At 38.9% G+C, this 14,970-nt stretch carries 13 protein-coding genes and 3 riboswitches; of the genes, 6 read left to right on the top strand and 7 right to left on the bottom strand.

What is annotated here, in order from left to right; all coding sequences use genetic code 11:
- Position 1: 1 nt before the first annotated feature.
- The gene (locus tag LS41612_RS21720) at positions 2-1,207 is read right to left on the bottom strand and encodes a CynX/NimT family MFS transporter (RefSeq protein ID WP_024360830.1); all 1,206 of its coding nucleotides are present in this window, start codon (positions 1,205-1,207) and stop codon (positions 2-4) included.
- A 178-nt stretch (positions 1,208-1,385) separates the two neighbouring features.
- A riboswitch (Lysine riboswitch) is annotated at positions 1,386-1,561 on the top strand.
- Positions 1,562-1,644: 83 nt separating this feature from the next.
- Here LS41612_RS21720 and LS41612_RS21715 point away from each other — a divergent pair.
- Positions 1,645-3,108, top strand: a complete 1,464-nt coding sequence (locus LS41612_RS21715; RefSeq protein ID WP_024360831.1) for an amino acid permease — start codon at positions 1,645-1,647, stop codon at positions 3,106-3,108.
- A 156-nt stretch (positions 3,109-3,264) separates the two neighbouring features.
- On the opposite strand, the gene LS41612_RS21710 is transcribed toward LS41612_RS21715, so the two are convergent.
- A complete protein-coding gene (locus LS41612_RS21710; protein ID WP_024360832.1) occupies positions 3,265-4,530 on the bottom strand; it encodes an Nramp family divalent metal transporter in 1,266 nt (421 codons plus the stop codon).
- Positions 4,531-4,849: 319 nt separating this feature from the next.
- Positions 4,850-4,995, top strand: a riboswitch (cyclic di-AMP (ydaO/yuaA leader).
- Between the two features lie 174 nt (positions 4,996-5,169).
- On the opposite strand from LS41612_RS21710, the gene kimA reads away from it, so the two are divergent.
- The 3 genes from kimA (at position 5,170) to LS41612_RS21695 (ending at position 9,327) form a co-directional block, all read left to right on the top strand.
- Positions 5,170-6,993, top strand: a complete 1,824-nt coding sequence (kimA, locus tag LS41612_RS21705; protein WP_024360833.1) for a potassium transporter KimA — start codon at positions 5,170-5,172, stop codon at positions 6,991-6,993.
- Between the two features lie 218 nt (positions 6,994-7,211).
- A riboswitch (purine riboswitch) is annotated at positions 7,212-7,313 on the top strand.
- 131 nt (positions 7,314-7,444) lie between these two features.
- Entirely contained in the window at positions 7,445-8,029 is a 585-nt protein-coding gene (locus LS41612_RS21700) for a xanthine phosphoribosyltransferase (protein ID WP_024360834.1), read from the top strand.
- Entirely contained in the window at positions 8,029-9,327 is a 1,299-nt protein-coding gene (locus LS41612_RS21695; RefSeq protein WP_024360835.1) for a nucleobase:cation symporter-2 family protein, read from the top strand. Before LS41612_RS21700 ends, LS41612_RS21695 begins: the two co-directional genes overlap by 1 nt.
- 136 nt (positions 9,328-9,463) lie before the next feature.
- On the opposite strand, the gene LS41612_RS21690 is transcribed toward LS41612_RS21695, so the two are convergent.
- The 4 genes from LS41612_RS21690 to LS41612_RS21675 are packed head-to-tail and all read right to left on the bottom strand — an operon-like array spanning position 9,464 to position 13,412.
- Complete coding sequence (locus LS41612_RS21690) at positions 9,464-10,297, bottom strand: ABC transporter ATP-binding protein (protein WP_024360836.1); 834 nt, start codon at positions 10,295-10,297, stop codon at positions 9,464-9,466.
- Position 10,298: 1 nt separating this feature from the next.
- The gene (locus LS41612_RS21685; RefSeq protein ID WP_024360837.1) at positions 10,299-11,330 is read right to left on the bottom strand and encodes a FecCD family ABC transporter permease; all 1,032 of its coding nucleotides are present in this window, start codon (positions 11,328-11,330) and stop codon (positions 10,299-10,301) included.
- Positions 11,327-12,361 (bottom strand): FecCD family ABC transporter permease, encoded by a 1,035-nt coding sequence (locus tag LS41612_RS21680; protein WP_024360838.1) that lies wholly within the window; start codon positions 12,359-12,361, stop codon positions 11,327-11,329. The genes LS41612_RS21685 and LS41612_RS21680 overlap by 4 nt, the downstream gene beginning before the upstream one ends.
- A gap of 1 nt (position 12,362) precedes the next feature.
- The gene (locus LS41612_RS21675) at positions 12,363-13,412 is read right to left on the bottom strand and encodes an iron-siderophore ABC transporter substrate-binding protein (protein ID WP_024360839.1); all 1,050 of its coding nucleotides are present in this window, start codon (positions 13,410-13,412) and stop codon (positions 12,363-12,365) included.
- Positions 13,413-13,669: 257 nt separating this feature from the next.
- On the opposite strand from LS41612_RS21675, the gene LS41612_RS21670 reads away from it, so the two are divergent.
- Positions 13,670-13,852 carry a DUF6366 family protein gene (locus LS41612_RS21670; protein WP_024360840.1) on the top strand — a complete coding sequence of 61 codons (183 nt, stop codon included), beginning with the start codon at positions 13,670-13,672 and terminating at the stop codon, positions 13,850-13,852.
- A 25-nt stretch (positions 13,853-13,877) separates the two neighbouring features.
- On the opposite strand, the gene LS41612_RS23260 is transcribed toward LS41612_RS21670, so the two are convergent.
- Entirely contained in the window at positions 13,878-14,033 is a 156-nt protein-coding gene (locus tag LS41612_RS23260) for a hypothetical protein (RefSeq protein ID WP_158694869.1), read from the bottom strand.
- Positions 14,034-14,369: 336 nt separating this feature from the next.
- Here LS41612_RS23260 and LS41612_RS21665 point away from each other — a divergent pair, with 336 nt between their 5' ends.
- Positions 14,370-14,942: a YitT family protein gene (locus LS41612_RS21665; protein WP_024360841.1), complete on the top strand. Its 573-nt coding sequence runs from the start codon at positions 14,370-14,372 to the stop codon at positions 14,940-14,942.
- Positions 14,943-14,970 lie beyond the last annotated feature (28 nt).

The raw sequence follows: 14,970 nt of genomic DNA, 5'->3' as shown, positions 1-14,970 counted from the left end.
ATTAATTGATATATTCATTTTTAGAAGCTCTAAATGAACAGAAGAAGAGTAGAGCTGTAACGGCAACAAATAGCCACCCAACGATATCCCAGCCGCCAAATAAATCATGCAAATAGCCAAATAAAATTGGACCAACTGCGGCTAATAAATAACCTAATGATTGTGCAAAGCCAGATAAATCTGCCGCCTCAAAAGCCGTACGTGTACGTAAGGTAAAGAACATCATGGCAAGTGCAAATGAAGCCCCACCTGCTAAACCAAGCAATATCATCCATAACACAGCAAGACTAGTCCATTCCATCACAACGCCTGTAAAACCGATGACATAAAATGCTGTAAACATTAAAACGAGTGGTCGCTGAGATGTCATTTTGCTAGCAATGATAGGCACAACTAATGCCATAGGCACTTGTGAAATTTGCATGATGGAAAACATCCAACCCGCACGATCAGCGGCTACGCCTTGTGCAATATAAATTTCAGGAATCCAAGCTGCGGTAGTATAAAATAATAACGATTGTAGCCCCATTGCCCCAGTAACTGCCCAAGTAACTGGTGATTTCCACAATGGTATACGCGCTTTTGTAGAGACTACAGTTGGCTCAGGTTTATTAAACTTTAATTGGGGTAACCAAATCACAATTGTTAATATGACTAGCGCTAGAGCAATAGCAAGTGCACCTTGCCAGCCCAGTACTGCATTCGCTATAGGATAGCTAATACCAGCACCGATTCCCGCTGTTAAATTCATAGACATTGTAAAAAACGCCATTAGTAAGCCAACATGATATGGAAATTTTAATTTTAGTAGACCTGGAATAAGGACGTTACCGAATGAAATGGCGACACCAATAATCATTGTACCAAGTACGAGTAATCCCGTTGTCCCAAGTGAACGCAGGACAATTCCTACTGCTAATAAAATTGTTGATAAAAATAGTGTTAGTTCAAGTCCGAGTTTTCTTGCAACTACTGGTGCAAAAGGGGATACTATTGCGAATGCAAGTAATGGTATCGTTGTAAGGAAGCCTGCAAGTACATTGGATATACCAAGATCTTCACGTATAAAGGATATAATTGGACCTACAACTGTTAAGGGCATACGTAATGTAGATGCTAGAAAAATTACACCGATGACCAACAGTAGGGTTGTTCCCTTCCAGTTAATCTTTTTGCTAGGATAAGTAGATTGTTCGTTCGTTGTCAAAACTTGTACCTCCCTGATAGAACAATTATAATTCGAACCACTATAACACTTTATCACACTATTAAAAATAGTAGAAAATTCATAAAATACGGAACATTAATGGTTTTATTGAAATGTCTAAGGTCGTATGTTAAACTAAGAGACATCATAAATTTAATAATTATATGCCTCATGTTTGTATTGAGGTAGAGGTCGCGGTATTTATGAGTACGCTAATGGAAATGACAAGCATTAAAGATGTTAGCTGAAAGGAAATATCGCCGAAGTGTGAGGGGACTTGAAAACCTCATGCTGGGGCTGTCTCCGAAAGGAACAGAACTGTCACGTTGGACAACGTGTTGCGCTATCATTTTGAAGAAACAGAGGATTTACTTAGCCATCACAACGTTCATGTGATGGCATTTTTTTGCCTCTTATAAAAGGAAGGAAGCTTTAACGTGAGTGAGATAAAAGTTAATCAGCTCGGCCATAAAGCACCGAAGCTGAAAAAAGAATTAAAAAGCCGTCATATTACGATGATTTCATTAGGCGGTACAATTGGGACTGGGCTATTTTTAGCAAGCGGTGGCGCTATTGCACAGGCTGGACCAGGTGGTGCACTACTTGCTTACGCATTAATCGGTATAATGGTGTACTTTTTAATGACTAGCCTGGGCGAAATGGCAGCCTATATGCCGTCATCGGGTTCATTTAGTACGTATGCAACAAAATTCGTAGATCCTGCACTTGGCTTTGCCCTTGGTTGGAACTACTGGTATAACTGGGCGATCACAATTGCAGCAGAAATTGCAGCTGTTTCGCTTATTATGAAGTATTGGTTTCCTGACAGTTCCTCTGCACTATGGACAGTAGTATTTATTGTGATTGTACTAACATTCAATTTACTATCTGTTAGAAGCTATGGTGAAAGTGAATATTGGTTTGCCATGATAAAAGTGGCGACTGTTGTTGTTTTTATTATCGTCAGCCTATTGATGATTTTTGGTATTTTAGGAGGGCAAGCACCGGTTGGTTTCACGAATTTCTTTATAAGTGATGGTCCATTCCATGGTGGCTTCCTTGCAACATTCGGTATATTTTTAGCAGCTGGTTTCTCGTTCCAAGGAACAGAATTATTAGGTATCACTGCTGGAGAAACGGATGACCCTGGAAAGAATATTCCAAAGGCTGTAAAATCTGTCTTCTGGCGTATTATTTTATTTTATATTTTAGCTATTGCGGCGATTGGGATGTTGATTCCATTTACGGATTCGCGTTTATTATCTGAAGATATTGCGGTATCTCCATTTACATTAGTATTCGATCGCTTAGGCATTGCTTTTGCTGCCTCATTAATGAATGCAATTATTTTAACTGCAATGTTGTCTGCAGGTAACTCTGGTTTATATGCATCATCCCGCATGTTATGGCAATTAGCGGTAGATGGACATGCACCTAAAATTTTCACAAAATTAAGCCGTCGTGGCATTCCAATTTATGCATTACTGCTTACATTGGCAGTAGGCTGTCTAGCATTTTTAGCATCATTTTTTGGTGATGGCGTTGTCTATATGTGGCTTCTAAACGCTTCTGGGATGTCAGGCTTCATTGCATGGCTTGGTATTGCCTTTAGCCATTATCGCTTCCGTCGAGCGTTTGAAGCACAAGGGCTGGATCCGAAATTACTACCATACAAGGCAAAGCTATATCCATTCGGTCCGCTCTTTGCTTTCACCGTATGTATGATTGTTGTCATTGGTCAAAACTATACAGCATTCACGGGTGATTCAATTGACTGGTATGGCGTGCTTGTTTCATATATTGGTATCCCACTCTTTGTTATACTGTGGCTAGGCTATAAAATAAAACATAAAACAAAAATGATTCCACTACAAAAATGCGATTTAAAAGTGGAAAAATAATAATGAGAACTGTCCTAAATGTTAGGGCAGTTTTTATTTTTGTTGTACACATCTGTCAGCCAATAAACCCCGCAGTAACAGATAATTGTCATAGCAAAAAGTGTTAAAGTGACGCAGTCGCTTTAACACTTTTTCTATTATTTCATCTTTATTTTATTAAGCAAATAGCGTTTCCCATAATAGGTAAATATTTAACGCTACGACGATGACAACGACACACCAACCAAGAGTTGTTGTGATACGGTGATTGACGAGGCTACCCATAATGTCCTTTTTACTTGTGAACATCACAAGCGGGATAAGCGCAAAGGCAATACCGAATGACAGGATGACTTGGCTTAATACAAGCGCATAGGTTGCATTGACGCCAGATGCAATAATGACCAATGGTGGAATCATTGTAATGGCTCTGCGCAAATAGAGAGGAATTCTACGTTGGATAAAGCCTTGCATGACAACATCTCCTGCTAGTGTACCGACTGAAGAACTTGCAAGTCCTGCAATAAGAAGACCAAGGCCGAAAGAAACGGCTGCCATAGGGCCAAGTGCATCTCGTAAGCCGTTATAGGCAATGTCTAAATCCTCAACTACTAATCCTTGCGTATGGAACACCGCTGCTGCAATAATCAGCATGCTCATATTAATCGCGCCGGCAATAATCATTGCAATTACAATATCAATAAACTCGAAACGGAAAATACGTCGTTTTTCATTATCATTACGACCAATAACGCGATTTTGTGTTAAAGAAGAATGTAAATAGATTGCATGCGGCATAACAGTAGCACCTAAAATACCTGTTGCAAGTAATAGGGAATCGACTCCATCGAAATGTGGTGTCAGCATTCCGAGTGTCACTTCACCCCAATTTGGTTGGGCTAAAAATGTCTGGAACGCAAATGCGAGCACTACAATTAGCACCATACCAGAAATACCAGCTTCGAAGGCTCTAAAACCTCTGCGTTGTAGCTCTAAAATGGCGAATGAGCCGACTGCCGTAATTAGTGCTGCTGGTAGCATTGGGATGTTAAATAATAAATATAGACCGAGGGCAGCACCGATAAACTCTGCAAGATCAGTTGCGATAATTACAAGTTCAGCCTGTATCCATAAAAATATAGAAGTTTTTTTAGAAAAGTTCTCTCTTGCTATTTCCGGCAAATTTTTTCCTGTTGCAATGCCAAGTTTTGCTGATAAAGATTGAATTAGTACAGCCATTAAGTTGGAAAAGGCAATAACCCAAAGAAGTAAATAACCGTACTGTGAGCCAGCCGTAATATTTGTGGCAAAGTTGCCGGGATCTATATAGGCAACCGCTGCAATAAATGCCGGACCTAGAAAGGGTAAAATCCGTTGCCAGCCTTTTATGTCGCCATCTAAAACAGCTTCGGCTGCCGACTTATTAATCGGTTTATAGGCCATGTTGTTCCCTCGTTTCAAAAAGTATCGTAAGTGAAATAAAGTTTCCTATAGGAAAATAATGATACTACTATTCTATAGCTAGAACTGAAAAATGTGAAGAAGTTTGCTCAATTTTTTTAGCATTGCCAAAAAACAAAGGGAAATCACTGCTGAAGTGAGTTAAATCGCGGATAAAACCATGGAAATCAGCAAAAATAATCCGAAACGTATACCAGTAATGGGCTTCTACATATAAGGAAAAAATTTACGAAAACCGTATAATCTGTTCTTTACTTTTTTTTAATACAGGCGTAATATGACATCATTATAAAAGTTTCAAATTTCTAAATCGCTGAAGCAACTAAACGCGGGGGACCCAATTTTGATGGATTGTCTCTACAATTCTTGGGGTGAATCTCTTTACAAGAGTAGGGCTACTCAGGCCCGAATCCGACAGCTAACCTCGTAAGCGTTAAGAGCAGAAAAGTTGGAGCTTGTCAGACGTTACAACGTCTACAAGTCGTATTTAGTGATGACTTGTAGACGTTTTTTGTTGTCATTTGGCACCCAAAGCCCCAGTAGCTAGAAAGAGCAATTATGCAAAGGTGTAATTGATTTAGAAAGGCGAAACACACTCTAAAAATCTAGAAGGTGTTAAAAATGAAATCCTCATTCAAACGTTATGTTATCGGTAAACCATTGAGATCCGATGCATTAGGGGAACAAAAGCTTAGTAAAACAAAGGCATTGGCTATATTATCATCTGATGCATTGTCATCAGTAGCATACGGACCAGAGCAAATTTTACTTGTGCTCATGACAGTAAGTACGGTTGCCTTTTGGTATTCGTTACCGATTGCAGCAGGCGTAGTGGTGCTACTTGTGGCACTCACGTTATCCTATCGACAAGTTATTTTCGCCTATCCACATGGTGGTGGAGCATATGTTGTGTCCCGCGAAAACTTAGGCGTTAATGCAGGTCTTGTAGCGGGTGGGTCATTACTCGTTGATTATATTTTAACGGTTGCAGTAAGTGTTTCTGCGGGGACAGATGCTATTACATCAGCATTCCCAAGTTTACATGCTTATAATGTACCGATTGCAGTGTTTTTTGTTATTTGCCTAACACTATTAAATTTACGTGGTGTTACAGAATCAGCATCCGTTTTAGCGTATCCCGTATATTTGTTCGTTGTTGTGATGTTAATGCTTATTGGAATAGGTATCTATAACGTCGCAACGGGGCAAGTTCCTGCTGAGTTGCATCCAAAAATCGGGACGCCAGTTGCGGGCATTAGTTTGTTTTTATTATTAAAGGCTTTTGCTTCAGGAAGCTCGGCATTGACGGGCGTAGAAGCGATATCCAATGCTATTCCGAATTTTAAAAGCCCTGCACCAAATAATGCAGCGAAAACGCTATTAGCAATGGGGAGTATATTAGCCGTGCTGTTTATTGGTATTGTGGGCTTAGCCTATTTCTACGGAGTTGTACCGAACGCTCAGGCAACGGTTGTCTCACAAATTGCCGAAGCGAGTGTTGGACGCAATGTATTTTATTATATCGTGCAAGGTACGACAGCTATGATTTTAGTGCTTGCTGCCAATACGGGTTATTCAGCCTTCCCTTTACTCGCAGTCAATTTATCAAGAGACGGCTTTATACCAAGAATTTTTCAAATTCGTGGAGATCGCCTTGGCTATTCTAACGGGATTATGATGCTCGGATTAGCAGCGATTGTCCTTATTGTGTTGTTCGATGGTGCTACAGAGCATTTAATTCCTCTTTATGCAGTAGGTGTCTTTATACCATTTACATTAGCGCAGACTGGAATGATGCGAAAATGGTGGCGTGAAAAGCCAAATGGTTGGGTGATGAAATTCGTTATAAATACAATAGGTGCAGCCATTTCCTTTGTAGTGGCGATGATGTTCTTTGTTACAAAATTACCTCAAGTATGGCCAGTATTTATCTTTTTACCAATGATTATTTGGATGTTCCATCGCATTAAGCAACATTACAATGCAGTCGGAGAGCAACTACGACTAAATGGAGAAGCATTGCCGATAGTAGATGGAAATGTTTTTATTGTACCGGTAGCGGGGATTACGAAAGTGGTAGAAAATTCACTGCATTATGTGCAATCATTGAATGTAGAAAAAATTATAGCCTTTTATGTAGCATTTGATCAGGCTGATGCCAAAGCTTTTGAAGAGAAGTGGAAGGCATGGCAACCCGATATACGTCTCGTTACGTACTATTCGCCATATCGAAGCATTACGCAACCTTTAAAAAAATTTATTGATAAGGTAGAACACCAATATGCGAAAACGGGCTATCAAGTAACTGTGGTCATTCCACAGTTTTTACCGAAGAAAGGTTGGCATCATATGCTACACAATCAATCGAGTCTATTAATTCGTACATCGCTGTTATTTCACAAAAATGTCGTCATTATGACAGTACCTTTCCATTTATCTAAATAATGACTAGCAAGGTCGAAAATAGTCTGATATAATCAGAGCATTGATTGCAAAACACGAACGTTTACCATGAAATAATGTGTAAATACCATTAAATTCCGAAAATTTAAACTTTTTTCAGTGGTAGATATAAGCATCTGCCGAAAGAAGATATGCATCTGCTTATTATGCATATTCATATTGAAATTATAAAAATGGATATTTATAATAAGAAAGTTCAACCAGCTTAATACTGTTTCACTCATATAATAGCGAGAATATGGCTCGTAAGTTTCTACCGATTTACCGTAAATGAATCGACTATGGGTAGCATTGCTTTAGAAAAACTCATACTAGCGATGATGTTTTCTATTAGTTTCGACGTTTTTACGCTGAATGCCTTGCTCCACTCGTAGATGAATGGAATCAAAGTATTCAGCGTTTTTATTATTTTATGAAAGAAGGAAAAGCAGCAATGAAGTTATTACATGACAAAATTATGCAGGAAGGTAAAGTTTTATCTTCGTCTGTATTAAAAGTTGATTCTTTTTTAAATCATCAAATCGATCCACAGCTTATGAAAGAAATTGGGCACGAGTTTGCAAATCGCTTCTCTGATGAAATTATTACAAAAGTGCTAACAATTGAATCTTCAGGAATTGCACCTTCTGTAATGTTAGGTCTTGAAATCGGTGCACCGGTAGTATTTGCCCGTAAACGTAAATCTTTAACATTATCAGACAATCTCTATTCGTCAAAAGTACATTCTTTCACAAAAAACGAAACGAATGATATTTCAGTATCTTGTAATTTTTTAAGTGAAGATGACAATGTTTTAATTGTTGACGATTTCTTAGCAAATGGTGAAGCGGTAAAAGGCTTACTAGATATTGCAGCGCAAGCAGGGGCTCATGTTGTCGGTGTCGGCATCGTGATTGAAAAAGGCTTCCAAGACGGTGGTAAATTATTACGTGAGCAAGGTGTTCGCGTTGAATCATTAGCAATTGTGGATTCTTTAGAAGACGGCAAAGTAACATTTGCAACGGAGGATCGCGCGTAATGAATGCCTTTAAGTCAACGACGCTAGCTATTCAACATTTACTTGCGATGTATGCAGGTGCGATTTTAGTTCCGCTTATTATTGGTGGCGCTTTAGGTTTTGATTCAAAGCAAATGACTTATTTAGTAGCGATTGACATTATGATGTGTGGGATCGCAACATTACTTCAAGTGTATTCAGGTAAATTTATCGGTATTGGTTTACCAGTAGTTCTAGGATGTACCTTTACAGCAGTAAGTCCAATTATTGCAATTGGGACAAACCCTGAACAAGGTATTACAGACATTTATGGCTCCATTATTGCATCAGGTTTAATCGTTATGGTCATTGCAGGCTTTTTCGGTAAGCTTGTAAAATTCTTCCCACCAGTTGTAACAGGTTCTGTTGTGTCCATTATTGGTATCTCTTTATTACCAGTTGCATTGAACAATATGGCGGGTGGACAAGGTGCAGAAGACTTTGCATCGAGTTCTAATGTTGCTTTAGCATTTATTACATTAGTAATTATTTTAGTCGTTTACCGTTTTACTACAGGCTTTGTGCGTGCGATTTCAATTTTAATTGGCTTAGTTGTTGGTACAGTGCTCGGCGCATTTATGGGCAAAGTGGATTTCAGTCCAGTGTCAGATGCGGGTGTATTCCATATGGTTCAACCGTTCTATTTCGGAATGCCGACGTTTGATGCGACTGCGATTTTAACGATGACGCTTGTCGCGATGGTTTCTTTAGTAGAATCTTCCGGTGTCTATTTTGCACTGAGCGATATTTGCAATAAAAAACTAGATTCAAAAGATTTAGCACGTGGTTATCGTTCAGAAGGTCTTGCTTCTGTTATTGGTGGTATTTTCAATGCCTTCCCATATACTACATTCTCACAAAACGTAGGACTAACGCGTATGTCAGGCGTCAAAGATCGCAAAGTCATCTACATCACAGGTGGTTTACTAGTAGCACTTGGTTTCCTACCAAAAATTGCAGCACTCACAACAATTATTCCAACACCAGTACTTGGTGCGGCAATGTTGGCGATGTTCGGTATGGTGATTACACAAGGTATGGGGATGCTTGTACCTGTTATGAACGAATCAGCGGAAAATGCAATGATTGCAGCGATTGCAGTGGGTCTTGGCGTTGGTGTATCAGTAGTTCCTGATATTTTCGCATCATTGCCATCATACGTATCAGTTCTTACGTCAAATGGTATCGTCTGTGGTTCGGTCACAGCGATTATTCTTAATATTTTATTTAACATGATTGGGCCAAAGCATAAAAATGACCCAATGCAAGGGGAAATTTAAATCAAACAATGCCACTTCCTGATAAAAGGAGGTGGCATTGTTTAATGAGAAAAGAAACAAGACAAGGGAAATGAAACAAGCGTCAAACTTCTGTTCAATTTCCCTTGTCTTGTCAATAAAACGGCTTGCGATTTCGTTAGCATGATTTTGCTTTCAGCGCTATGCTGTCAATGTGGTTGTGGTGTCGTCCGATTGGCACGACGGATGGTGAGTTCGAAACGGGGTCTTCGATTACCATACAGTCGAGTGCGAATATATCTTTAATTAATGAATTAGTAATAATGTCAGATGGTGGTCCTTCTGCCACGAGCTTCCCTTCATGTAGGGCAAATATATAATCTGCATAACGTGCTGATAAGTTAATGTCGTGTAACACCATGACAATCGTTGTGCCATATTTACGATTTAAATCTGTCAGTAAATCTAAAATTTCTACTTGGTACGTAATATCTAAGTACGTTGTTGGCTCATCTAAAAATAAAATATCTGTTTGCTGCGCTAATGCCATGGCAATCCATACGCGCTGTCTTTGCCCACCTGATAATTCATCAATATGGCGATCAGCAAATTCTGTAATGTTCATCATTTCCATCGCTTCTGCGACAGCCTCATAATCTTTTTTAGACCAACCTTTTAAAAAGCTATGATGGGGGAAGCGCCCTCTACCAACTAAATCCGCAACTGTTATTCCTTCTGGAACGATAGGGCTTTGTGGTAATAAGCCTAGTATTTTGGCAAGTTGCTTCGGTGGCATTTTTTGAATAGCTTGCCCATCTAACGTTACTTGCCCTGAAGTCGGCGTAATGAGTCGTGCCATCGTTTTTAGTAGCGTAGATTTTCCACAACCGTTGGCTCCGATAATTATGCTTATTTTATTGCTAGGAATCGTTACACTAACGTCTTGTAAAATCGTTTTATTGTCGTAACCAGCAGTAATTTGCTCTGCTCGAAATGTATGTGTTGGCTTCATATTATAAATCTCCTTTTCGATTGATACGAATTAATAAATAAATTAAATACGGTGCACCAATAATCCCCGTAATTACGCCAACAGGATATCTGGTATCGAATGCAAACTGACCGATTAAATCTGCGGCCAATACTAAAATAACGCCAATTAAGCCTGCAGGCACGATATTTGAAAAGCCTACACCAACAATCTTTTTGGCAATAGGACCTGCTAGAAATGCAACAAAGGCAATTGGTCCCGCAGCTGCTGTAGCTAACGCAATCATTAAAACCGAGCTAAGTAATAGCACCAACCTCGTTTTGTTTGGAGCAACACCGAGTGATGTCGCTGCTAGTTCGCCAAGCTCTAATATTTCTAATCGACTAGCCAAACAAAGAACAATGGGTGTGCAAATTAAAACAGCTATGATTAATGGATAGAGGTTTTCCATTTTCGCCCCATTCAAACTGCCACTTAACCAACGCATAGCAGAAGGTAGGTCATGCGTATTACCAATAACCATTAAATAAGAAATAAACGCATTTAACATTGCTTGAATACCGATACCGATTAAAATTAATCGACCAATTGAAAAAGAGCTACCTTTAGATAAAATAAAAATAACGATAGCAGTTAAAAGACCGCCAACTACTGAGGCAATCGAGACAAGTGCATTACTCGCATGCAGGACAATAATACAAAAAACAGCAGCAGCACTTGACCCAGCAGTGATACCAATTACATTTGGATTGGCTAATGGATTGCGCAACATTGTTTGGAAAATGTAGCCACCAGCACCAAATGCAAAGCCAGCAAATAGTCCGACAATCATTCGGGGTAATCTGATTGTGCCGATTGCAAAGGAAGCGCCTTTGACATTCTCACCTAAAAGTACGCTGACAACATCTTTTACTGGATAAATGGTATTGCCTAACATGAGCATCAAACCCATAAGTACAATTGAAATAATTGCTAGCAAACATGTCATAAGTAGGAAACGACGTTTTCGTTTCATTCTTGAATTATAAATAGACATCATTGTTTCATTCATCATAATGCACGCATTTTCGCTTTCATTGTAATAAAAATTAATAGGGGAGCTCCAATGAAGGCAGTTACAATACCTACTTCAAGCTCGCTCGGACTCCCTAATAGTCTTCCACACACATCAGCAATGGTTAAAATAATTGCCCCAGCAAATGCTGAAAGTGGAATAACATAGCGCACGTCTGGGCCAATAATTAATCGAATTAAATGCGTCGCTAACAAACCGATAAACCCAATGGGTCCAGCTAATGCTGTTGCCACACCACACAATAACACACCGCCAAATGAAGCGAGCAGGCGAATTGTCCCCGTTTTAACACCTAAGCCAGTCGCTACATCATCTCCTAATGCTAGCGCATTCAATGCTGGCGCAGAAAAGATAGCAATACAAAGTCCAACTATTAAAAATGGGATAAACAGTGAGATATGATCCCAGCTACCAGAACCTACACTACCAACTTGCCAAAATCTAAATTGGTCCATTACTTTCGTACGTGGAATCATAACGGCCACAACGAGTGAAGACAGTATGGCACTTGTAGCAGCGCCGGCTAAGACGAGTTTGATTGGTGTTGCGCCGCCACTCCCGATTGAACCAACAGTAAAGACAAAAATAGCGGTAAGCATTGCACCTGCGATGGCCAGCCAAATATATTGATTAGCGGAACTAATATTAAAAAAGGCAATCCCACAAACAACAAATAAGGATGCCCCTGTATTTACACCTAGTATACTTGGGTCCGCAATTGGATTGCGCGTTACAGACTGCATTAATGCACCCGATACACCTAAAGCGGCACCACACATAAAACAAAAAATTGTTCGAACAACTCTTTGTCGAACAACACTTGCCTCATGAGAAGCGACTTCTGAATGGAATAGACCATCCAGAAGTTGCGTCCAAGTAATCATCCGAGAACCAAATATAAGCGATGCCATCACACTTAGACAAAGCAATATGGCGAGCAAAATAATCAGCTTGCCGAAGTTACGTGGCATCCATACATGCTTATTTTCTGAAACGGAAGTATTCATCATATTATTTCAGCTTTTTCGCAACATCAGAGATTAATGCTAAGTACTCGTCAATTGTATATTGAATTGATAATGGGTTTGGATTACCTGCGGCAGCTAATGGCGTATTATCAGTTATGACAATGACTGAACCATTTTGGATTGCTGGCACTTTTCCTAAAATAGGATCAGCTTGAAGTGCAGCTAAAGTTTTATCATCCCCATATGTAATAAAAATTTCTGCATCCTTTAAAGCATCTGCATTTTCAGCACTTAACTCAATATAGAAGCTAGAGTCATCTTTTACTTGCTCTTTAATACTTGGTGGATATTCCATACCTAATTCCTCTAAAAATTCACCACGAGGATCTGCAGGCGTATAAATATAAAACTTAGATAAATCAGTTGCATTGAACGAAGCAAATACAGCCTTTTTGCCTTTTAATTCTGGTAATTCATTTGCCTTATCAGCAATTAACTTCTCTGTATCAGCAATCAATTGTTTGCCTTCCTTTTCCATACCCATACCTTTTGCATTGTATAGGATTTGGTCGCGCCATGAAATAACCCATGGAATTTCTGGGTACGCCACAACTGGTGCAATTTGACTTAATGTATCGTAGTCTTCTTGTGTAATACCTGAATAGGCAGCTAAGATTACATCTGGATTTGAATCAGCAATTGCCTCAAAATCTAAACCATCCGTATCTTGATAAATATTAGGATTTTCTTCACCTAACTCTTTTAACTTGTCAGCTGTCCATGGCAGCATACCACTATCATCCTGTACGCCGTAGTTTGCAGCAGAGAAGCCCACTGGCACAACACCAAGTGCTAATGCGACATCATGGTTTGCCCAAGCAATCGTTGCAACGCGTTCAGGTTTTTTATCGATTACAGTTTCTCCAAAAGCGTGCTTAATAACAATTGGATACTGTGTATCACTAGCATCGGATTCTGGTTTTGAATCACTAGATGCAGCACCGGACTCTTTTTCTGCACATCCAGCTAAAGCTAAAGAAAAAATAGCTATAAATAACATTGTAAATAATGAAAAGTAACGCTTTGAATTCATATTAGAATAACACTCCTATTAACAAAATAATTGATAATGATTATCACTATCGATTGTAGTATATAACCAATACATATATATTTCAATAGAATATTTTTTAAATTAAAAATTGCGAAGTCTAAACATTTTATCTTTTCTCTTCATTAATCTGCAATATAGTTAAATAATGAATATTCTGATTTTATGCAGAATTGGTTGTTGGAAATGATACTATGAAGAAGGAAGAGGAAGTTCAATTTGAAAAAAGGGGGGCTTTCATGTCAGAACAAGAACGAGAAAATTTAAAAGCGAAAGAACAGCGAAAAAACCCTGGAGGTGCTTTGAACAGTGCATCGGCACAAGCGCATACTGGTTCACCTAGCAAAGGGTGTTTAGTTAATATTGGTTCCATTATCATGATCATCGTTATTATTTTGTTGGTAAAAGCATGTGCAAATTAAAGTTTTCAACTTATAAAAAGGGACGCTATCCTTTAGTTTGGATAGTGTTTCTTTTTTCTAGGATAGCATGATTTAGTTGTTGCATAATCTCTTCTGCATCTATATTTTTTAGCTCCTTGGCAAGTAATACATCTCTCCTCAAATTAATAAGGTAGGAGGCTAGTTCAGCTTCTGTCTTCAATCTAAATATCCCTTTAATGAACAGAGGAAAGGTGTTAAAAATTTAGAAGGGTTCACTTGTTGTTGGTAGCGAAGGCGTGACTCCTGTGGGAACGCACACATCGTAAGACGCTGGCATTCCGCGCGTTAGCGAGGGTTGCGGCTTACGTGTATGCCTGCGGAAAGCACCGCCGAAGGGAACAACAATGGCACAGCAAAAAAGTGTTAGATTGACTGCCATCAATCTAACACCTTTTCTCTTTTGCCCCACGCTCTTGGTGGTTAGCTAAAGTCCACAAACATGTTCAAATCAATTTTTTCATACTATAAGACATGCTTAGTCTCGGAGGGGGGTTGTATGTTTTTTCTGAAGAAAGGCTTGGTCATCATAATAGGTAGTATCTGTATATCATTAGGCATTAATCTATTTCTAACACCGTACCAAATACTAGACGGAGGCGTTGTAGGGGTTGCGCTTATTTTGTACTATTTGTATCAGCTAAAAATCGGACTTATGATTATTATTTTAAGCATTCCAATATTTGTTATAGCTTGGTTTAAATACAGAGCTTATTTCTATAATAGTGTACATGGGTTAATTGGCTCGTCTTTTATCATTGACCTGTTGAGGCCTATAAGAAATATAATTCAAATCGATGCGATTTATAGCGCAATTTTTGGAGGGATTTTAGTAGGTTTTGGCATCGGCTTAATGCTTCGCTTTCAGACAAGCACTGGTGGAACAGATCTAGTTGCACAGTTTTTAAGTGATAAAACAGGCATTAATGTGGGGATTCTTATTTTTTTTATTGATTCGATTGTTATTGTTTTAGGTGGGTTTCTATTATCTTCTAATACATTAATCCTTTCCATAATTACTGTGTTAGTAGTGGGTATTACGACAAGTATGATAACCAGTTATGCAAAATAAAAAATAGCTTCAGTAAACACTGAAACTA

Source organism: Lysinibacillus sphaericus (genome assembly GCF_002982115.1).
GTDB classification, from domain to species: Bacteria; Bacillota; Bacilli; order Bacillales_A; family Planococcaceae; genus Lysinibacillus; species Lysinibacillus sphaericus.
This window is presented reverse-complemented; position numbering and strand designations above follow the sequence as displayed.

Coding starts and splice junctions, on each gene's coding strand:
- LS41612_RS21710 (WP_024360832.1), bottom strand. CDS start 4,530: ATGGCCTATAAACCGATTAATAAGTCGGCAGCCGAAGCTGTTTTAGAT.
- kimA (WP_024360833.1), top strand. CDS start 5,170: ATGAAATCCTCATTCAAACGTTATGTTATCGGTAAACCATTGAGATCC.
- LS41612_RS21700 (WP_024360834.1), top strand. CDS start 7,445: ATGAAGTTATTACATGACAAAATTATGCAGGAAGGTAAAGTTTTATCT.
- LS41612_RS21695 (WP_024360835.1), top strand. CDS start 8,029: ATGAATGCCTTTAAGTCAACGACGCTAGCTATTCAACATTTACTTGCG.
- LS41612_RS21690 (WP_024360836.1), bottom strand. CDS start 10,297: ATGAAGCCAACACATACATTTCGAGCAGAGCAAATTACTGCTGGTTAC.
- LS41612_RS21685 (WP_024360837.1), bottom strand. CDS start 11,330: ATGATGAATGAAACAATGATGTCTATTTATAATTCAAGAATGAAACGA.
- LS41612_RS21680 (WP_024360838.1), bottom strand. CDS start 12,361: ATGATGAATACTTCCGTTTCAGAAAATAAGCATGTATGGATGCCACGT.
- LS41612_RS21675 (WP_024360839.1), bottom strand. CDS start 13,412: ATGAATTCAAAGCGTTACTTTTCATTATTTACAATGTTATTTATAGCT.
- LS41612_RS21670 (WP_024360840.1), top strand. CDS start 13,670: ATGTCAGAACAAGAACGAGAAAATTTAAAAGCGAAAGAACAGCGAAAA.
- LS41612_RS21665 (WP_024360841.1), top strand. CDS start 14,370: ATGTTTTTTCTGAAGAAAGGCTTGGTCATCATAATAGGTAGTATCTGT.